The following is an 18,744-nucleotide window of genomic DNA, read 5'->3' on the forward strand; positions in this document are numbered from 1 at the left end:
TCACCACCTGCGGCCGGTGGCCTTGAGGAGGCGGGCGGGCACCCAGGCGCGCTTGGGGAAGGCCGTGGCCGGGTGCCAGATGACGCTGACCCAGACCTCTTCGCCGGGGCCGACGCACACGCGGCGGGGCCTGCCGTCGAACGTCCAGGGCACGCTGGCCGCGCTGTCGGTGCGGACGTATCCGGCCACCGGTAGGTCGGCCGTGCCCAGCTTCAGGTGCACGACCGGCTGGTACTCCGGCCATTCCTTGGCGAGCGCGTCCAGCCGCTCCTTCATCGGGTCGGTGCGGAAGACGCGGGCCGTGGGCCGCCAGTCCAGCCTGATCGTGGGCGTGTCGATGGGCATCAGGCACCTCCGGGCGTGCCGATCAATTCGAGGGGGGCGGTGATGGGCCGGGGGATGCGGACCGCGCCGCCGGGCACCCATCCCTGCGCCATGGCGACGGCGACGACCTGTTCCATCGGGCCGACGTCCAGCCGGTCTCGGATCCGCTTGCGGCGGGACTTGATCGTCTCGGGGGACACGCGCAGGGTGCGGGCCGTCTGTTCGACGTCCTGGCCGTTGGCCGCGCACACGATGACGTCCACGTAGATCGGGTCCAGCGGACAGGGCGTGACCTGCGCAGGCCGCCACCGGTCGATCTCGTCGAGCAGCATGCGGATGGTGCGCGCGGACGGCGTGCCGGGGTTGCGCTCGACACCGGCACGGATCCGGTCGAGTTGGACGCGGCTGAGCGGTTCAGCCATCGCCGTCACCGTCCTCGGCGACCAGGCGGGCGACGTCGTCCCAGCGGCGGGAGACCGCTTCGAGCAGGGAGCGCTGCCGCTCCATCGCGGCAGTGGCCTCCGCCCACAGGTCGGCGTCGCGCCAGGCCCAGATCTCGTCCTCGATGATCCGGTCGAGCGTGGTCGGGTCGAGGGCGTCCAGTTCCCAACTGCTGCGCCCGAACCGGCTGATATAGCCGTCGGCGCGCGAGTCGGTCAGCTTGGCCGGGTTCGGGGGCGGGTTGTGCTCCTCGACCTGAGGCATGTTCAGCGCGATGCGCCGCACCGTGACGTCCGTGCCGAACAGGGCGAACCGCTCCCCGATGTCCCGGGTCATGTCGATGCCGGACGGGTCATGGTCACCCAGGTGGATGACCACAGGCTTCTGCCCCCGGGCCTCGTAGCGGGCCAGCCTGCGGGCGGCTCCCCACAGCTCGGACTGGGAGGTGTAGCCCCGGCAGGAGAAGTAGTCGACGTCGTTCCGGTTGCACACCCCGGTGATCACGCCCACGAGGGCGTCCTTTTCGATCCACACCTCGACCCGGTGCGGCTGGTTCGCCCACCGCTCGGTGCGGTAGCCGTACGCGGCGGAGCTGATGATGGACTCCGGGTCGTCCCAGTGGGACAGGCCGCGCAGGTTCCGGGTGCGGTCGACGATGAAGTTCCAGTCGAGCAGACCGGCCAGGCGCGCATCGTTGACGATCGAGCCAAGCCGCTTGTACTCGGTCTGCTTGTTGGCCAGGTAGCCGCGCGCAACGAACTGGTAGTACAACTGGCGCAGCGTCAGGTCGAAGCCCTGGCGGGCATACTCGCCGCAGATCGAGTCCGCGGTGGTGATCAGGTCGAGGCTCGCCGGGCTGAAGTTCTTCTCCACGTAGGCGATGCGCGGCATCAGACGTCACCGCCCAGGGCCCTGTCCGTCAGCGCGTACGGCACGGGGCGGTCGACTACCGCGTCCTGGGCGGTCTTCGTGCGCAGGAAGGCCGTCTCCCACGGGATCTGAGGGGCCGGGGTGCGGCCCGTGAGGACGGCGCGCCCGGCGGCTACGATCCGCGCGGAGCGCCGGTCGAGGTGCGGCGCGCGCTGGGGTCCGTCCGGCACGTCGAGAGCCTCGACGATCGCGCGCAGCAGCTCGCGCAGATCGTTCCGCTCCGCCTCGATGGCGGGCTGGCCGCCGCTGGCGCGCGGGGGCGGCGCCGAATCCGGTTGTGTCATGCTGGTCACCGGTCCACTTCCTTCCTGGTGATGGATGTGCGGGTGGATCACTCCGGGGCCGTCGGGTGCACGACGGCCCCGTTCGCGTCAGTAGGGCAGCGGCTGGCCGGACGGGGTCCGGCGGTCTTCCGGCTCCGGCTCGCGCGGGCGGCGCGGCTTCTGCACACGGATCTGACGGGCCATGACGTCTCCTCACGCGCCTTCGAGAAGCCGCACAAGGGCGGCGGTGACGACGCGGTTGCGTCCGCCGAGGCGCAGCACCTTGACGGGGGCCTCGCCGCGCCGGATGAGCTCGTTGAGGTGGCTCTTGGACACGCCGAGCGCGGTCGCGGCCTGGGAGGGCGGCACCGTGGCGGGCCAGGAGCGGACCTCGTCGAGGGTCGGGCCGGTGGTGGTGTCGCCGGACATCACGCCGCGCCCTCGTCGGCCTCGTCGATCAGTGCGCCCGGCCCGAAATCGGTCGCCGCGTCCACGCCGAGGATGCGGGCGAGGACCACGCGGATGCGGGGCTCGGGGGCGTGGATGCCGCGCTCGTATCTGCTGACCTGACCGCTGTCGATCTTGGCGCCGTCGGCGGTGCACCGTTCGGCCACCTGGGTGGTCGTCAGGCCGAGCCGCAGTCGAGCGTTGCGGAGCTTGCTGTTGACCTGATGCATACACGAAACGCTAGTCCAGATCCACTCAGATCACAATAGATCTGCTCGATCTGCTGCATCAGATCTGGAGTCACTGTGGAGGTGGCCGGTACCCCCTCCTGCGTTCTGCTTTGATCTGCGCTAATCTGCGGAAGACATCAGGAGGATCGATGAACCCCCAACCGCATGAGCTACTTGATCAGTTCATGGAGGAACGCCGCCTGGAACTGGGGAAGACCTGGAAGCAGGTCTCCGCAGCGTCAGACGTCACCGTCGAAACCCTCTCGGCCCTGCGGAAGGGCCGCACCAACCCCCACAACGCCAGCCCCCTCACCCGGCGCGGCATCGAACGCGGCATGAAGTGGGCGCCGGGCGGCTACGAGGACGCACTCGCCGGCCACAAGCCGAAGTCGCTCACCGAGGACGTCCCCCACCCCGAACACGCCCCACCGGCATCAGCGGCCGGCGGGGCGGACAACGGCGTCGAAGAACTCGTCGAGCGGTTCAGGCGGCTCCCGCTGGACAAGCAGATGGAAGCGTTCCGGGAGCTGTTCGACGAGATCCACCGAGGGGTCGATGCGTCCCGCGACGGGGACGGGCGTCAACGCCCCACTGGCTGACAGCAGTTCACACCGCGAGCAGGGTCACGGTTTGGTCACGATGGCTGCATATATCCGTGACAGGTGCCAACTGGTGGCGCAATGTGAACAGCCTCCCACAGAAAGTACACACAAAGTAACCGCGTGCTACCCCTAGGGGCCGAGAATGATCAGAATCATTCTCGCGGCACTCGGCGTCGCACTGCTCGCATCTGTGGTTCTGCTTTTCCGGCGGATCAAGGAAATCGAACAGCGGCAGGCCGAAGCCGGCCGCCGCCTCGACGAGATGGTCCGGCAGTTCACCCTGGTGTACGTCGAGATCTACCGCGAACTCCTCAACGTCCAGCGCCACCTGAGCAGCAGGTCCCTCCCCGCCCCCGGGCCGCCCCGAAGAGCGGCGGCCAACGGCGACAACCGCCCCGAACAGGAGCCCAGCCCTCCTCCGGCGAAGCAGCCACTGCGCACCAAGAAGCACATCAGCCTCCTGCCGGGCGGCATCGCCGCCCTCGCCCTCACCTTCGCCGCCTGGCTCAGAGAGGCGCTCCAGACACACCGCGGCTACGTCGTCGGCACCGCCATCGGCGCCACAGCAGCCGCCGGCGCGACGGCCACCCTGCTGGTGATCACACCGTGGGAGGACCGTGCCGACCTCCAGCCGCCGTCCTCCGCACCGACACCGACCGCCACCGTTACCCAGCCCCTGCCCATCTACACCCAGCCCCCGACACCGCCACCCAGCAGCCCGCTCCCGAGCACCAGCCCGTCACCGTCCGCCTCCACGATCGAGCCCAGCCCCAGCGCGACCGCCTCGATCAGCGAGTCGCCCTCGATTTCCCAGGAGCCCACCGCTTCGGTGGTGACGGTCGGTCCGGCCACGGCCACGCCCGGCTCCCCACAGCCCACACCGGGCGGAGGCGGCACACCGCCGGATGAGCCCGGCACGGGCGAGCTTCCGTCCGCGGAGCAGCCCCCGGCCGGAGAGGAACCGCCGCCCTCGTCGGCGCCCAGCGCGCCGCCGTCAGAGACCCCCGCCGGATCAGGACTGTGCGCCAGCGTCACCGCCAGCCCGGTCCTGGACGCCGGGATCTGCCTCCCAGCCCCGGGAGGTGGATAGCCACCCATCCCCGAAGGAGGGATACGTGCCCGAGATAAAGAAGGTCGCCCTGAAGGGCGGCAAGACCCGGTATCGCACCGTGGTCGACATCGGCCACGAGCCGAAGAAGGACGCGGACGGTGAACCGGTCGTCGACGAGGCGACCGGCAAGCCTGTCATGCAGCGCAAGCAGCTCACCATCACCCGGGACACCAAGACCGAGGTGAAGAACGAGCTGGACCGCATCCGCGGGCAGCTCGCCGCCGGCACGTTCATCGCCCCGTCCAAGATGACCGTCGCCGAGTGGATCGACGCCTGGCTGACTATGAAGGCCCGCGAGGTGGAGGACACCACCCTCTACATGCTTCGCCACACCTTCATCCACGCACGCGAACACCTCGGCCACGTCCGGCTCCAGATGCTCACCGAGGACGACGTGCAGGCGTTCATCGACGACCTGGTGACCAGCGGGCGCCGGATCGGCCGGCCGGGCACGGGGCTTGCCGTGTCGACGGTGGAGAGCCTGCTGTCCCGGCTGCGGGAATGCCTTGGCCGCGCCGTCGCCCGCAAACTGATCTCGGTCAACCCGGCGACGTTCGTGAAGGTCTCCAAGCAGGCCAAGAAGAACGACAGGAAGAACCGCAGGCGCGAGCGGCCCTGGAACGTCCGCGAGGTGCAGACGTTCATCAAGGGCATCGAACCGGACCGCCTGTACGCGGTGCTCCTGCTGTCCCTGATGGGCCTGCGCCCGGCCGAGGTGTGCGGCCTCAGGTGGACCGACGTCGACCTCGCGCTCGGCACGCTCCAGACCGAGAAGACCCGGACCATGATGGGCTCGAAGGTGGTGGAGAAGGACACCAAGACCGTGGCGGGCGAGCGCGGGCTGCCCCTGCCGAGCAAGGCCGCCGACGCGCTGAAGAGACTGAAGGCGCGGCAGGCCGCGGAGAAGCTCGCGGCGGGCGAGGCGTACGCGGACTCCGGCTACGTCCTGGTGGACGAGCTGGGCGAGCCGTTGGACACGCGGCGGCTGCGCATGTACGCGTACCGGCTGATGGCCGAGCTGGGGATGCGACGGGTGCGGCTGTACGACGCCCGTCATAGCTGCATGACCTACCTGGCCGTCTCCGGAGTGCCCGACGTGGTGCTCGCCGCGTGGGCCGGGCACACGGACGCCTCGTTCACGAAGAAGAAGTACGTCCACCCCGACGTCGAGGACCTGCGCCCGGCTGCGACCGCCTGGGACGCCTTCCACAGCGCCGACGAGAGCGGCGTGTGACAAAAAGTGAGAGACGATCACTGGAAGATCTGCTCACATAGTGCCTGACCTGGCAGCTCCCGGAGACCCGCCGTATCAGCCATTGATACGCGCGAACGGCGCCGGACCCGGGTCTGAGAGAATTGAGCCCGTGATCTCCCGAATCGATCTGCGCGGCGACGCCCTTCCCGAGGGCCCCGCCCTGCGCGACCTGCTGCCCCGAGCCGACTTCGACGTATCGGCCGCCCTGGAGAAGGTGCGTCCGATCTGCGAGGCCGTGCATCATCGGGGCGACGCGGCGCTGATCGACTTCGCCGAGAAGTTCGACGGGGTCAAGCTGGACCAGGTGCGGGTGCCCGCCGCGGCGCTCACGCGCGCGTTGCAGGAGCTCGACCCGGCCGTGCGCGCGGCCCTGGAGGAGTCCATCCGCCGCGCCCGTCTCGTCCACCGCGCACAGCGCCGTACGGCGCACACCACGCAGGTCGTCCCGGGTGGCTCGGTCACCGAGAAGTGGGTGCCGGTCGAGCGGGTCGGGCTGTACGCGCCCGGCGGGCGGGCCGTCTACCCGTCCTCCGTGATCATGAACGTCGTCCCGGCCCAGGAGGCCGGCGTCGAGTCCCTCGCCCTCGCCTCCCCGGCACAGGCCGACTTCGGCGGCCTCCCGCACCCGACGATCCTCGCCGCGTGCGCGCTGCTCGGCGTCGACGAGGTGTACGCCGCGGGCGGCGCCACGGCCGTCGCGATGTTCGCGTACGGCACCGAGTCCTGCCCGCCCGCCCCCATGGTCACCGGCCCCGGCAACATCTGGGTCGCCGCCGCCAAGCGCTACTTCACCGGCAAGATCGGCATCGACGCCGAGGCCGGCCCGACGGAGATCGCGATCCTGGCCGACTCCACCGCCGACCCGGTGCACGTCGCCTCCGACCTGATCAGCCAGGCGGAGCACGACCCGCTGGCCGCCGCCGTCCTCGTCACCGACTCCGTGGAGCTGGCGGACGCGGTGGAGAAGGAGCTGGAGCCGCAGGTCGCGGCCACCAAGCACGTCGAGGACCGGATCGTCCCGGCGCTGAAGGGCAAGCAGTCCGCGATCGTCCTGGTCGACGGGGTGGAGGAAGGGCTCCGGGTCGTCGACGCGTACGGCGCCGAGCACCTGGAGATCCAGACGGCCGACGCGGCCGCCGTGGCCGACCGGGTGAAGAACGCGGGCGCGATCTTCATCGGCCCCTGGGCGCCGGTCTCGCTCGGCGACTACGCCGCGGGCTCCAACCACGTGCTGCCGACCGGCGGCTGCGCCTGCCACTCCTCCGGCCTGTCCGTCCAGTCCTTTCTCCGGGGCATCCACATCGTCGACTACACGAAGGACGCGCTGGCCGAGGTCGCGCATCACGTGGTCACGCTGGCGGAGGCGGAGGACCTGCCGGCACACGGTGCGGCGATCAAGGCGAGGTTCGGCTGGAAGGTACCCGAGAGCAAGTGAGCGACGTACGTATCGACGATCTCCCCGTACGGGACGAGCTGCGCGGCAAGTCCCCCTATGGCGCGCCCCAACTCGACGTCCCCGTACGGCTGAACACCAACGAGAACCCCTACCCGCTGCCCGAGCCCCTGGTCGAGCGGATCACCGAGCGCGTCCGTGAGGCGGCCCGCAACCTCAACCGCTACCCGGACCGGGACGCGGTCGAGCTGCGCACCCGGCTCGCCGAGTACCTGACGGACACGTCCGGTTACGAGGTGGGCCTGGCGAACGTCTGGGCGGCCAACGGCTCCAACGAGGTCATCCAGCAGCTGCTGCAGACCTTCGGCGGACCGGGCCGTACGGCGATCGGCTTCGAGCCGTCGTACTCGATGCACGGGCTCATCTCGCGCGGCACCGGCACCGGCTGGATCTCCGGCCCCCGGGGCGAGGACTTCACGATCGACCTCGCCGCCGCCGAGAAGGCGGTCGCCGAGCACCGGCCGGACGTCGTCTTCATCACCACGCCCAACAACCCCACCGGCACCGCGGTGCCGCCCGAGACGGTCCTCGCGCTGTACGAGGCCGCGCAGGCGGCGAAGCCGTCGATGGTCGTGGTCGACGAGGCGTACATCGAGTTCAGCCACGGCGACTCGCTGCTGCCGCTGCTCGAAGGACGGCCGAATCTCGTCGTCTCCCGGACGATGTCGAAGGCCTTCGGCGCGGCCGGCCTGCGCCTCGGCTATCTCGCCGCGCACCCGGCGGTGGTGGACGCCGTCCAGCTCGTACGGCTGCCCTACCACCTCTCGGCCGTCACCCAGGCGACCGCCCTGGCCGCCCTGGAACACACCGACACGCTGCTCAAGTACGTCGAGCAGCTCAAGGCGGAGCGGGACCGGCTGGTCACCGAGCTGCTGGCGATCGGCTACGAGGTCACCGCGTCGGACGCCAACTTCGTGCAGTTCGGACGGTTCGACGACGCGCACGCCTTCTGGCAGCAGATCCTCGACCGGGGCGTCCTGGTCCGGGACAACGGCGTGCCCGGTTGGCTGCGGGTCACTGCCGGAACCCCCGAAGAGAACGACGCGTTCCTCGACGCGGTACGTGAACTGAAGAAGGAGCAGAGCGCATGACTCGCGAAGGCCGCGTCGGAAGAGTCGAACGAGTGACCAAGGAGACCTCGGTCCTCGTCGAGGTCAACCTCGACGGCACCGGTCAGGTCGATGTGTCGACCGGCGTCGGCTTCTACGACCACATGCTCGACCAGCTCGGCCGGCACGGTCTGTTCGACCTGACCGTGAAGACCGAGGGCGATCTGCACATCGACTCGCACCACACCATCGAGGACACCGCCCTCGCGCTGGGCGCCGCCTTCAGGCAGGCCCTCGGCGACAAGGTGGGGATCTACCGCTTCGGCAACTGCACGGTCCCGCTGGACGAGTCCCTCGCCCAGGTCACCGTCGACCTCTCCGGCCGCCCCTACCTCGTGCACACCGAGCCCGAGAACATGGCGCCGATGATCGGCGAGTACGACACCACGATGACCCGGCACATCCTGGAGTCCTTCGTCGCCCAGGCCCAGATCGCGCTGCACGTGCACGTGCCGTACGGGCGCAACGCCCACCACATCGTGGAATGCCAGTTCAAGGCGCTGGCCCGGGCCCTGCGCTACGCCTGTGAGCGCGACCCGCGCGCGGCCGGCATCCTTCCCTCCACGAAGGGTGCGCTGTAAAAGCCATGAACGGTCTGTCGACCCTTCTGATCGTCGTCGGCCTCTTCCTGGTCGGCGGGATCTACTCCTTCGTCAAGCAGCAGATGCCGAAGGGCCTCATCGTGCTGCTCTCGATAGCCGCCGCGATGTGTCTCGTCGCGGGCGTCCTGAGGCTGGAGGTGTGGAATTGACCGGCGCGAAGAAGGTCGTGGTCTTCGACTACGGCTTCGGCAATGTGAGGTCGGCCGAACGGGCTCTCGCGCGCGCGGGAGCCGACGTCGAGATCACCCGTGACTTCGACAAGGCCATGAACGCCGACGGCCTGCTGGTGCCGGGCGTCGGTGCCTTCGCGGCATGCATGCAGGGGCTGAAGGAGGCGCGCGGCGACTGGGTCGTCGAGCGGCGGCTGGCTGGCGGGCGTCCGGTGATGGGCATCTGCGTCGGCATGCAGATCCTGTTCGCGCGCGGCATCGAGCACGGCGTCGAGACCGAGGGCCTCGGCGAGTGGCCGGGCTCGGTCGAGCCGCTGCAGGCCGACATCGTGCCCCACATGGGCTGGAACACCGTGGACGCGCCGCCCGCCTCCGAGCTGTTCGCCGGACTGGACGCGGACGCGCGCTTCTACTTCGTGCACTCCTACGCCGTCCACGACTGGACCCTTCAGACCGCGAACCCGCTGATGACGGCCCCGCTGGTCACCTGGTCGACGCACGGCAAGCCCTTCGTGGCCGCCGTGGAGAACGGCGCTCTGTGGGCCACGCAGTTCCACCCCGAGAAGTCCGGCGACGCCGGAGCGCAGCTACTCACCAACTGGATCGGAACCCTGTAGAGACATGGCCAAGCTCGAACTCCTCCCCGCCGTCGACGTCCGCGACGGCCAGGCCGTCCGCCTCGTGCACGGCGAGTCCGGCACCGAGACCTCCTACGGCTCCCCGCTGGAGGCCGCCCTCGCCTGGCAGCGCGCGGGCGCCGAGTGGCTGCACCTGGTCGACCTGGACGCCGCGTTCGGCACCGGCGACAACCGCGAGCTGATCGCCGAGGTCGCGAAGGCGATGGACATCAAGGTGGAGCTGTCCGGCGGTATCCGCGACGACGCGTCGCTGGCCGCCGCGCTGGCGACGGGCTGCACGCGCGTGAACCTCGGCACGGCCGCCTTGGAGACCCCCGAGTGGGTCGCCAAGGTCATCGCCGAGCACGGCGACAAGATCGCGGTGGGCCTGGACGTACGGGGCACCACGCTCCGTGGCCGCGGCTGGACCCGCGACGGCGGCGACCTCTACGAGACGCTGGAGCGCCTCAACAGCGAGGGCTGCGCGCGGTACGTCGTCACGGACATCGCCAAGGACGGCACGCTGCAGGGCCCGAACCTGGAGCTGCTGAAGAACGTGTGCGCGGCGACGGACCGCCCGGTGGTGGCGTCGGGCGGGGTCTCCTCCCTGGACGACCTCCGCGCGATCGCCGAGCTGGTCCCGCTCGGTGTCGAGGGCTCCATCGTCGGGAAGGCCCTGTACGCGAAGGCGTTCACTCTGGAAGAGGCCCTGGAGGCTGTGTCGTCATGACGTCCGATGCCGTACGGCGCGTGCAGAGCGGAAGTCCCTGGGAAGAGTCCTTCGGTTTCGCACGTGCCGTCGCGGCGGGCGATCGTGTCCTGGTGGGGGGCACCACGTCCTTCAAAGGGCGTGTGCTGTACGGGGAGGGCGACCCGTACGAACAGGCCAAGGTGGCCTTCGCGAGCGCGCTGGAGGCGATCGCCGAGTTCGGGCTCGGCGTGGAGTCGGTGATACGGACGCGGATGTACCTGAGTCATCAGCGGGACATCGACGAAGTGGGCCGCGCCCACAAGGATCTCTTCGACGCGGTGCGGCCGGTCTCGACACTGCTGGTGGTGGAGGGCTTCGTCGACCCGCGCATCCTGGTCGAAGTGGAAATAGAAGCCTTCAGAGGCTAGAGGCAAGCAGGCTAGAGGCAAGCGTAAGGAGCCGTGGATTCATGACCCTGGCGGTCCGAGTCATCCCCTGCCTGGACGTGGACAACGGCCGGGTCGTCAAGGGCGTCAACTTCCAGAACCTGCGCGACGCGGGCGACCCCGTCGAGATGGCCAAGGTGTACGACGCCGAGGGCGCCGACGAGCTGACGTTCCTGGACATCACGGCCTCGTCGGGCAACCGCGAGACGACGTACGACGTGGTGCGCCGCACCGCCGAGCAGGTGTTCATCCCGCTGACGGTCGGCGGCGGCGTCCGTACGGCCGAGGACGTGGACAAGCTGCTGCGCGCGGGCGCGGACAAGGTGGGCGTCAACACGGCCGCCATCGCGCGCCCCGACCTGATCCGTGAGATCGCCGAGCGGTTCGGACGGCAGGTGCTGGTGCTGTCGGTGGACGCGCGCCGCACGCCCGAGGGCACCTTCGAGGTCACCACCCACGGCGGTCGCAAGGGCACCGGCATCGACGCCGTCGAGTGGGCGCACCGGGCCGCCGAGCTGGGGGCCGGCGAGATCCTGCTCAACTCGATGGACGCGGACGGCACGAAGGACGGTTACGACCTGGAGATGATCCGGGCCGTGCGGGAGCACGTGACGGTCCCGGTGATCGCTTCCGGCGGCGCCGGCAAGCTGGCCGACTTCCCGCCGGCCATCGAAGCGGGGGCGGACGCGGTGCTCGCCGCGTCGGTGTTCCACTTCGGGGATCTGCGGATCGGTGAGGTGAAGGACGCGTTGCGGGGGGCGGGGCAGCCCGTGCGCTGAGGGTTCGGGTTGAGCCCCGGTCGCCTTTGGGCGGCTGGGGCTTTTTCGTGGGCCGATGCGAAGGAGAAGTTGCGCAAAATTTGTTGTGCAATTTTTCCTTCGTATCTACGGTGGGGGCATGACAGGCAAGGAAAGAGACCGCCGGATCACGGATCTGGGCACCCTCAAGGCGCTCGCCCATCCGCTGCGGATGAACCTTCTCCGAGGACTGACCATCGCCCGGGTCGCCACCGCCTCACAGCTCGCCGAGCAGGTCGACGAGGCCGTCTCACTGGTCAGTTACCACCTGCGCAAGCTCGCCGAGTCCGGGCTCATCGAGGAGGCCGAGCCGCGCAGCGCGGACGGGCGGGAGCGCTGGTGGCAGCCGGCGTCCGACGGGGTGAGCATCCGGGACGAGGACTTCCGGGACGCCCCGGAGCAGGCTGCCGCGTACACGGCCGCCAGTCGGCTCTTCTTCGAGCAGCGGGCCGACATGTACCGCCGCTTCCTCGACGAGCGAAGCCACTGGGGCGAGGAGTGGAATTCCGCCGCGGACGCCACCGAGAGCAGCCTGCGGCTGACGGCGGACGAACTGGCCGAGCTGAACCGGGAGATCATCGCGCTCCTGCGCAGGTACGACGAGCACGGCCGGGCCGCCGAAGCCGCCGGCGACTCCGAGGGCCGCGAGAACGTCGCGGTGCACACGTACACCTTCCCGTTCCGCGTCTGAGGGGACCCGCTCCTGTGACCGCCACGCTCAAGGCCCCGGCCGACGTCGTCGAAAGACCCGCGCACCGCGACGGCAACGTCCTGCGCTGGCTCACCGCCTACACCGCCTCGATGACGGGCGACAGCGTCTACTACATCGCCCTGTCCTGGGCGGCCGTCCGGACCGGTTCGCCCTCGCAGGCCGGAGTGGTCATGGCGGTGAGCGCGCTGCCCCGGGCCCTGCTGATGCTGGGCGGGGGAGTGATCGCCGACCGGTGGGGACCTCGCAGGGTCGTCATAGGCAGTGACGCGGTGCGCTGCGCGGCCGTGCTCGCGGTCGCGGCGCTCCTGTTCCTCACCACTCCCGGACTGTGGCCGCTGGCCCTGCTGGCCCTCGTCTTCGGCACCGTCGACGCCGTGTTCATGCCGGCCGTGGGGGCCCTTCCCGCGCGCGTGACGAGTCGTGGGCAGCTCGCGCGCGTGCAGGGAATGAGGGGGCTCGCCATCCGCTTCGCCCACGTCGTCGGCGGCCCGCTCGGTGGCCTCGGGGTGGCGGTCGGGGGAGCGGCGGCCGCGTTCGGCCTCGCCGGGCTGCTCATCGCGTTATCGGTGCCGCTGCTGATTTCCGTACGGATACGGGAGTTGCCCGCCGACGACAAGAAGGCAGCACACAGCGGCACCGCCTGGCGCGATCTGACAGCCGGTCTCGGCTACATCCGCCGACACCGGGTGCTCGCCCCGCTGATGGTGGCCATCGCCCTCGGAGACCTCGGCTTCGTCGGTCCGCTCAACGTCGGCCTGGCCCTGCTCGCCGACGAGAGTGGCTGGGGCGCTTCCGGGATGGGCTGGGTGCTCGGCGGGTTCGGCGTCGGCGCGGGCGCCGCGTCCCTGCTGCTGACCGTGCGCGGCCACCTGCCGCACGCCGGGCGGGTGGCGGCGTACACCATCCTCGGCGGGTCGGTCGCGATCGGCGCCCTGGCGTTCGCCCCGAACGTCGTCACGGCCATCGGCGTGGCCCTGGTCATCGGGCTGCTGGCCGGACTCAGTGGGGCCATGTGCGGTGCCCTGCTCCAGACCCACGCCGACCCCGCCTACCTGGGCCGCGTCACCGCCGTCTCCTCCCTGGTCAGCCTCGGCTTCGCACCGCTGAGCATGCCGCTGTGCGCCGCCGCCATCGGCGCCTGGGGCACCGGACCGGTCTTCGTGGTCAGCGCGGCGGTGTGCGGGCTCGGCGGCGTCGTCGTCCTGTGCGTGCGCGACCTGCGGTGCGCGGAACTGCCGAAGTGACCCCAGTGACCCCTCAGATCCCCAACTGCTTCGTCTCGTGCAGCTTGGCGATCGCGTCCTCGTCGCCGTCCAGCTCCACCTTGGCGGCGCTCTGCCGGCCGTAGGAGAACAGCAGCAGCTCCGACGGCTCGCCCGTCACCGTGACGACCGGCGTGCCCTTGTGGGCGACCGCCGTCTGGCCGTCGGGGCGGCGCAGGACCAGGCCGGTGGGGGCGCTGCGGCCCATCAGGCGGGCGGAGCGCTCCAGGCGGGACCACAGGGCGTCCTGGAACACCGGGTCGAGCTCGCGCCGCGTCCAGTCCGACTGGGCGCGGCGGACGTCCTCGGTGTGGACGTAGAACTCGATCGTGTTCGACGCCTCGTCGATCTGCTTGAGCTGGAAGGGCGAGAAGCGCGGCGGGCCGGTGCGGATGAGCTGGATCAGCTCCTCGTACGGCTTCGCCGCGAACTCCTCCATCGCCTTGTCCAGGCGCGGCGCGAGCTGCTTGATCAGAATGCCGGCGGCAGCGTCGGGGCGGCGCTCGCGCACCACCACGTGCGCGGCGAGATCACGGGTCGTCCAGCCCTCGCAGAGGGTGGGGGCCTCGGGGCCCTCGGCCTCCAGGAGGTCGGCCAGGAGAAGTCGTTCACGCTTGGCGAAGGTCGACATGCAGTCAGCCTACGACTGCCCGTCAGGTCCGCCCAGTGGACACCTGACGGTCACTGTCAGTGGCAGGCGGCACAATGGCATCCATGACCACCAGCACGCCCCGTCAGCCCAGCCCGCTGGACCCCGACATCGCCGCGCGCCTCAAGCGCAGCGCGGACGGGCTCCTGCCCGCCATCGCCCAGCAGTACGACACCGGAGAGGTGCTGATGCTCGGCTGGATGGACGACGAGGCGCTGCACCGCACGCTCACCACCGGCCGCTGCACCTACTGGTCGCGCAGCCGCCAGGAGTACTGGGTCAAGGGCGACACCTCCGGCCACTTCCAGAGGGTCAGGTCCGTGGCCCTGGACTGCGACGCCGACACCGTCCTCGTCAAGGTCGACCAGGTGGGCGCCGCCTGCCACACGGGCGCGCGTACCTGCTTCGACGAGGATGTCCTGCTCAAGGAGGCCGAGGGCGCCGATTCCGGCGTACCGGCCACGGATCAGTAAGGTCAGCCGCCATGGACCTCGAGACGTTCCGCAAGCTGGCCACCGACCGCCGTGTCATCCCGGTCACCCGCAAGCTCCTCGCCGACGGCGACACCCCGGTCGCCCTCTACCGCAAGCTCGCCGCCGAGCGCCCCGGCACATTCCTGCTGGAGTCCGCGGAGAACGGCCGCGCCGCGTTTCAATGGTCTCGCTACTCGTTCGTGGGCGTCCGCTCCGCCGGGACGCTCACCGAGCGCGACGGACAGGCCCACTGGCTCGGCGTCCCGCCCGTCGGCGTCCCCGTCGAGGGCGACCCGCTCGCCGCCCTGCGCGCCACCATCGAGGCCCTGCACACCCCGCGCGACCTCGCCCACGACCTGGGCCTGCCGCCCTTCACCGGCGGCATGGTCGGCTACCTCGGCTACGACATCGTGCGCCGCCTGGAGAAGATCGGCCCCGGCGAGCGGGACGATCTGAAGCTGCCCGAGCTGACCATGCTGCTCACCAGTGACCTCGCCGTCATGGACCACTGGGAGGGCTCCGTCCTGCTGATCGCCAACGCGATCAACCACAACGACCTCGACACCGGCGTCGACGAGGCCTACGCGGACGCGGTCGCCCGCCTGGACGCCATGGAGGCCGACCTCTCGCGCCCGGTCGCCCAGCCGCCCGCCGTCCTGCCGCCCTCCGAGCTTCCCGAGTACACCGCCCTGTGGGGCGGCGAGGACTTCCAGGAGGCCGTCGAGGACATCAAGGAGCGCATCCGGGCCGGGGAGGCCTTCCAGGTGGTCCCCTCCCAGCGCTTCGAGACGCCGTGCACGGCGAGCGCGCTGGACGTGTACCGGGTCCTCAGGGCGACCAACCCCTCGCCGTACATGTACCTGTTCCGCTTCGACGGCTTCGACGTCGTCGGCTCCTCGCCGGAAGCGCTGGTGAAGGTCGAGGACGGGCGGGCCATGGTCCACCCCATCGCCGGCACCCGGTGGCGTGGGGCCACCCCGCAGGAGGACCAGGCCCTCGCCGACGAACTGCTCGCCGACCCCAAGGAGCGCGCCGAGCACCTGATGCTGGTCGACCTGGGCCGCAACGACCTGGGGCGGGTCTGTGAGCCCGGTTCGGTCGAGGTCGTCGACTTCATGTCCATCGAGCGGTACTCGCACGTGATGCACATCGTCTCGACGGTGACCGGACGCGTGGCACCCGGCCGCAGCGCCTTCGACGTCCTGACGGCCTGCTTCCCGGCCGGCACCCTCTCCGGCGCCCCAAAGCCCCGCGCGATGCAGATCATCGACGAACTCGAGCCGTCCCGGCGCGGGCTGTACGGCGGCTGCGTCGGCTACCTCGACTTCGCGGGCGACTCCGACACCGCCATCGCCATCCGCACGGCCCTGCTGCGGGACGGCACGGCCTACGTCCAGGCCGGCGCGGGCATCGTCGCCGACTCGGACCCGGTCGCCGAGGACACCGAGTGCCGCAACAAGGCGGCGGCGGTACTGCGAGCCGTACACACGGCGAACCGGCTCGGTTGACCTCGGGTGAACCCGGCCGGCCGCCCCACCCGAACCCCGGGTGACTGATCGTTCGGGGTTCGGGCGATAGTGGAGTACGTGACTGCTGTACCTCACCCCCGTTCCGAAGCCTCCGGTTCCGCCCGGGCCGGCCGTATGAGTCTCGCCCTCGCCCTGCTGTGCGGGGCGCTCGGCGCGGCCGTGGCGCTGCTCGCCACCCGGCAGCGCTGGTCGGAGGGCACCGTGACGGTGGCGGGCGGCCCGTTCTCCCTGACCGCCAACGGCAGTGACGTCACCGGCGTCCCGGCAGCCCTGGCGATAGTGGGGCTGGCCGCGCTCGTCGCCGTCTTCGCCGTCCGCCGGGCCGGCCGCCTCATGGTCGCCGCCCTGCTCGCGCTCTCCGGCGCCGGCACCGTCGCCGCCGCCCTGCTCGGCGCCTCCGACAGCGCCGCGCTCGACGAGCAGGCCGCCAAGGCCTCCGGCGACACCGCGGCCACCGTCGACGCCGTCACCCACACCGCCTGGCCGTACGTCGCGGCCGTCGCCGGCGTCCTGATCCTGTTCGCCGGACTGCTGGCCCTGCGCTACGGCCGCCTGTGGCCCGGCATGTCCGGCCGCTACGAGCGCGGCGGCGCGCCCCGGCCGCGGCGGCGGGCCCAGCCGACCGATCCCGAACGGCCCGAGGAGCTGTGGAAGGCGCTGGACCGGGGTGAGGATCCCACCGGCGCGTAGCGCTCCGCTGGGAGGGCCGGTTTTGAGCTGCGGGCCGGTGGGGGTTGCTCGCGCAGTTCCCCGCGCCTCTGAAGGGGCGCTGCCAGGTCCCGGCGTCGACTCGTGAGGGCTACCCCCGATCACCCCGCCCGCACGCGTGCGGGACAATGGCTGCGAGCGTCCGGCTCGACACGTACTTCAGCAACGAGGAGCAAGCAATGGCGGGCAGCAGCCACGGTCACACCCCGGCCGCCTGGACCGGTGTCACGATCGCCTTCATCGGTTTCTGCGTCTCGGGCGCCTTCATGGTGATGGCCCAGCCCGTGGGCTTCTGGGCCGGCCTGGGCCTCACGGTCCTCGGTGGCATCGTCGGCTGGATCATGAGCGCGATGGGCATGGGCCAGCCGAAGGACGCCCACAAGGCGCTGCTCACCACGCAGCAGCGCGAGGCCGCGAGCGCCGAGAGCTGATCCACGCACGACTTCGCCGAGGGGCGACCCGGCACCGATGGAGTGCCAGGGGGCGCCCCTCACGCGTATGCGGGGCACAATGCATGACGTGAATGTCGACAGCCAGAGGGTGACAACCGAGCCCCGTGCGGGGGCCATGCCGGTGCGACTGGCTGCCCCGGCGGGCGCCCTCGCGGCCGTCGTCGGAGCCTTCGCCTACGTGGGCACCGTGGACCCCAACGAACCCGGCCACTACCCCGCCTGCCCGCTTCTCCAGTACACCGGCATCTACTGCCCCGGCTGCGGCGGACTGCGCAGTGCGCACGCCGTCGTCCACGGGGACTTCCTGGCCGCGCTCCAGGACAACGCGCTCGCCGTCGTCGGCTATGTGCTCTTCGCCGTGGTGTGGACCGTCTGGGTGGTCCGCGTGGTGCGCGGGCGCCGCCCGCTGAGGATGATCGAGCTCGGGCCGGCGCACCAGTGGGCCGTCGGCGCGCTGCTGCTGGTCTTCACTGTTGTCCGGAACCTGCCGTTCGGTGGCTGGCTCCACCCTTGATCAACTCATGAACGTCCAGGTAGTGGGACCGGCGTCAACCGGATGCGAGGCCTGCGTCCAGCTACGGATACCATCGCAGTGACCACCGGTTTTGAACCGTTCACAGTCCACCGTCTGGAAGGGGGCCGCTCGCGTGAGTGTGCTCGACGAGATCATCGACGGAGTCCGTGCCGACCTCGCGGAGCGGCAGGCGCGCGTCAGCCTCGACGAGCTCAAGGAGCGCGCGGCCAAGGCGCCCGCCGCCAAGGACGGGGTCGCCGCGCTCAAGGGCGACGGCGTCAAGGTCATCTGCGAGGTCAAGCGCTCCAGCCCCTCCAAGGGCGCGCTGGCCGCGATCGCCGACCCTGCCGGACTCGCCGCCGACTACGAGGCGGGCGGGGCGGCCGTCATCTCCGTGCTGACGGAGCAGCGGCGCTTCGGCGGCTCGCTGGCCGACCTGGAGGCGGTCCGCGCGCGCGTGGACATCCCGGTCCTGCGCAAGGACTTCATCGTCACCTCGTACCAGCTCTGGGAGGCCCGCGCGTACGGCGCCGACCTGGCCCTGCTGATCGTGGCGGCGCTGGAGCAGCCGGCCCTGGAGTCCCTCATCGAGCGCGCCGTGTCCATCGGCCTCACTCCCCTGGTCGAGGTGCACGACGAGGACGAGGTCGAGCGCGCGGTCGACGCCGGCGCCAAGGTGATCGGCGTCAACGCCCGCAACCTCAAGACCCTCGAGGTCGACCGCGGCACCTTCGAGCGCGTCGCGCCGGAGATCCCGGACACCCTCGTCAAGGTCGCCGAGTCCGGCGTCCGCGGCCCCCACGACCTCATCGCCTACGCCAACGCGGGCGCCGACGCGGTCCTGGTCGGCGAGTCCCTCGTCACCGGCAAGGACCCCAAGTCCGCGGTCTCCGACCTGGTGGCAGCGGGCGAGCACCCCGCATTGCGGCACGGCCGAGGCTGATCACCCGCTAGGCT

26 protein-coding genes are annotated in these 18,744 nt (G+C 70.7%); 19 read left to right on the forward strand and 7 right to left on the reverse strand.

Translation table 11 applies throughout. The annotated features are described in order from the left end of the window. From ACP4J3_RS25865 to ACP4J3_RS25890, 6 genes are all read right to left on the reverse strand, one after another. On the reverse strand, positions 1–345 hold the full coding sequence (locus ACP4J3_RS25865) for a hypothetical protein (protein ID WP_426538388.1): 345 nt from the start codon (positions 343–345) through the stop codon (positions 1–3). After that, positions 345–746 (reverse strand): hypothetical protein, encoded by a 402-nt coding sequence (locus tag ACP4J3_RS25870; RefSeq protein ID WP_426538390.1) that lies wholly within the window; start codon positions 744–746, stop codon positions 345–347. Before ACP4J3_RS25870 ends, ACP4J3_RS25865 begins: the two co-directional genes overlap by 1 nt. Beyond that, positions 739–1,656: a hypothetical protein gene (locus ACP4J3_RS25875; RefSeq protein WP_426538392.1), complete on the reverse strand. Its 918-nt coding sequence runs from the start codon at positions 1,654–1,656 to the stop codon at positions 739–741. Before ACP4J3_RS25875 ends, ACP4J3_RS25870 begins: the two co-directional genes overlap by 8 nt. Beyond that, on the reverse strand, positions 1,656–1,988 hold the full coding sequence (locus ACP4J3_RS25880) for a hypothetical protein (RefSeq protein WP_426538394.1): 333 nt from the start codon (positions 1,986–1,988) through the stop codon (positions 1,656–1,658). The genes ACP4J3_RS25875 and ACP4J3_RS25880 overlap by 1 nt, the downstream gene beginning before the upstream one ends. 183 nt (positions 1,989–2,171) lie before the next feature. Beyond that, positions 2,172–2,387: a helix-turn-helix domain-containing protein gene (locus ACP4J3_RS25885; RefSeq protein ID WP_426538396.1), complete on the reverse strand. Its 216-nt coding sequence runs from the start codon at positions 2,385–2,387 to the stop codon at positions 2,172–2,174. Beyond that, positions 2,387–2,635 carry a helix-turn-helix domain-containing protein gene (locus ACP4J3_RS25890; protein ID WP_426538398.1) on the reverse strand — a complete coding sequence of 83 codons (249 nt, stop codon included), beginning with the start codon at positions 2,633–2,635 and terminating at the stop codon, positions 2,387–2,389. Before ACP4J3_RS25890 ends, ACP4J3_RS25885 begins: the two co-directional genes overlap by 1 nt. A gap of 149 nt (positions 2,636–2,784) precedes the next feature. Between ACP4J3_RS25890 and ACP4J3_RS25895 the strand changes: the two genes are divergently transcribed. The 13 genes from ACP4J3_RS25895 (at position 2,785) to ACP4J3_RS25955 (ending at position 13,444) form a co-directional block, all read left to right on the forward strand. Beyond that, positions 2,785–3,234 carry a helix-turn-helix domain-containing protein gene (locus ACP4J3_RS25895; protein ID WP_426538400.1) on the forward strand — a complete coding sequence of 150 codons (450 nt, stop codon included), beginning with the start codon at positions 2,785–2,787 and terminating at the stop codon, positions 3,232–3,234. Between the two features lie 145 nt (positions 3,235–3,379). Next, complete coding sequence (locus ACP4J3_RS25900) at positions 3,380–4,327, forward strand: hypothetical protein (protein WP_426538402.1); 948 nt, start codon at positions 3,380–3,382, stop codon at positions 4,325–4,327. Positions 4,328–4,352: 25 nt separating this feature from the next. After that, positions 4,353–5,582: a site-specific integrase gene (locus tag ACP4J3_RS25905; protein WP_426538404.1), complete on the forward strand. Its 1,230-nt coding sequence runs from the start codon at positions 4,353–4,355 to the stop codon at positions 5,580–5,582. A 130-nt stretch (positions 5,583–5,712) separates the two neighbouring features. After that, complete coding sequence (gene hisD / locus ACP4J3_RS25910; RefSeq protein WP_426538406.1) at positions 5,713–7,038, forward strand: histidinol dehydrogenase; 1,326 nt, start codon at positions 5,713–5,715, stop codon at positions 7,036–7,038. Then, complete coding sequence (locus tag ACP4J3_RS25915) at positions 7,035–8,147, forward strand: histidinol-phosphate transaminase (protein ID WP_426538408.1); 1,113 nt, start codon at positions 7,035–7,037, stop codon at positions 8,145–8,147. Before hisD ends, ACP4J3_RS25915 begins: the two co-directional genes overlap by 4 nt. Next, a complete protein-coding gene (gene hisB / locus ACP4J3_RS25920) occupies positions 8,144–8,746 on the forward strand; it encodes an imidazoleglycerol-phosphate dehydratase HisB (RefSeq protein ID WP_426538410.1) in 603 nt (200 codons plus the stop codon). Before ACP4J3_RS25915 ends, hisB begins: the two co-directional genes overlap by 4 nt. 5 nt (positions 8,747–8,751) lie before the next feature. After that, entirely contained in the window at positions 8,752–8,916 is a 165-nt protein-coding gene (locus tag ACP4J3_RS25925; protein WP_426538412.1) for a hypothetical protein, read from the forward strand. Further along, complete coding sequence (gene hisH, locus ACP4J3_RS25930) at positions 8,907–9,554, forward strand: imidazole glycerol phosphate synthase subunit HisH (protein WP_426538414.1); 648 nt, start codon at positions 8,907–8,909, stop codon at positions 9,552–9,554. The genes ACP4J3_RS25925 and hisH overlap by 10 nt, the downstream gene beginning before the upstream one ends. A 4-nt stretch (positions 9,555–9,558) precedes the next feature. Continuing rightward, positions 9,559–10,284 (forward strand): bifunctional 1-(5-phosphoribosyl)-5-((5-phosphoribosylamino)methylideneamino)imidazole-4-carboxamide isomerase/phosphoribosylanthranilate isomerase PriA, encoded by a 726-nt coding sequence (gene priA, locus ACP4J3_RS25935; protein ID WP_426538416.1) that lies wholly within the window; start codon positions 9,559–9,561, stop codon positions 10,282–10,284. After that, entirely contained in the window at positions 10,281–10,673 is a 393-nt protein-coding gene (locus tag ACP4J3_RS25940; RefSeq protein WP_426538418.1) for a RidA family protein, read from the forward strand. Before priA ends, ACP4J3_RS25940 begins: the two co-directional genes overlap by 4 nt. Positions 10,674–10,714: 41 nt before the next feature. After that, positions 10,715–11,470, forward strand: coding sequence for an imidazole glycerol phosphate synthase subunit HisF (gene hisF / locus ACP4J3_RS25945; protein ID WP_426538420.1), 756 nt, complete (start codon positions 10,715–10,717; stop codon positions 11,468–11,470). Between the two features lie 118 nt (positions 11,471–11,588). Next, complete coding sequence (locus ACP4J3_RS25950) at positions 11,589–12,179, forward strand: ArsR/SmtB family transcription factor (protein WP_426538422.1); 591 nt, start codon at positions 11,589–11,591, stop codon at positions 12,177–12,179. A gap of 14 nt (positions 12,180–12,193) precedes the next feature. Next, on the forward strand, positions 12,194–13,444 hold the full coding sequence (locus tag ACP4J3_RS25955; protein ID WP_426538424.1) for an MFS transporter: 1,251 nt from the start codon (positions 12,194–12,196) through the stop codon (positions 13,442–13,444). Positions 13,445–13,457: 13 nt separating this feature from the next. On the opposite strand, the gene ACP4J3_RS25960 is transcribed toward ACP4J3_RS25955, so the two are convergent. Beyond that, positions 13,458–14,093, reverse strand: a complete 636-nt coding sequence (locus tag ACP4J3_RS25960; RefSeq protein WP_426538426.1) for a TIGR03085 family metal-binding protein — start codon at positions 14,091–14,093, stop codon at positions 13,458–13,460. Between the two features lie 74 nt (positions 14,094–14,167). On the opposite strand from ACP4J3_RS25960, the gene hisI reads away from it, so the two are divergent. The 6 genes from hisI (at position 14,168) to trpC (ending at position 18,730) form a co-directional block, all read left to right on the forward strand. Further along, positions 14,168–14,584: a phosphoribosyl-AMP cyclohydrolase gene (hisI, locus tag ACP4J3_RS25965; RefSeq protein ID WP_426538428.1), complete on the forward strand. Its 417-nt coding sequence runs from the start codon at positions 14,168–14,170 to the stop codon at positions 14,582–14,584. 11 nt (positions 14,585–14,595) lie between these two features. Continuing rightward, positions 14,596–16,092 carry an anthranilate synthase component I gene (locus tag ACP4J3_RS25970; RefSeq protein ID WP_426538430.1) on the forward strand — a complete coding sequence of 499 codons (1,497 nt, stop codon included), beginning with the start codon at positions 14,596–14,598 and terminating at the stop codon, positions 16,090–16,092. Positions 16,093–16,161: 69 nt separating this feature from the next. Further along, entirely contained in the window at positions 16,162–16,803 is a 642-nt protein-coding gene (locus tag ACP4J3_RS25975) for a TIGR02234 family membrane protein (RefSeq protein ID WP_426538432.1), read from the forward strand. A 197-nt stretch (positions 16,804–17,000) separates the two neighbouring features. After that, positions 17,001–17,252, forward strand: a complete 252-nt coding sequence (locus ACP4J3_RS25980) for an HGxxPAAW family protein (protein WP_426538434.1) — start codon at positions 17,001–17,003, stop codon at positions 17,250–17,252. Positions 17,253–17,331: 79 nt separating this feature from the next. Further along, positions 17,332–17,787 carry a DUF2752 domain-containing protein gene (locus ACP4J3_RS25985; RefSeq protein WP_426538436.1) on the forward strand — a complete coding sequence of 152 codons (456 nt, stop codon included), beginning with the start codon at positions 17,332–17,334 and terminating at the stop codon, positions 17,785–17,787. A gap of 133 nt (positions 17,788–17,920) precedes the next feature. Beyond that, complete coding sequence (gene trpC, locus ACP4J3_RS25990; RefSeq protein WP_426538438.1) at positions 17,921–18,730, forward strand: indole-3-glycerol phosphate synthase TrpC; 810 nt, start codon at positions 17,921–17,923, stop codon at positions 18,728–18,730. Positions 18,731–18,744: the final 14 nt, after the last annotated feature.

The sequence above is a fragment of the Streptomyces sp. UG1 genome (genome assembly GCF_049974585.1).
GTDB lineage: Bacteria > Actinomycetota > Actinomycetes > Streptomycetales > Streptomycetaceae > Streptomyces.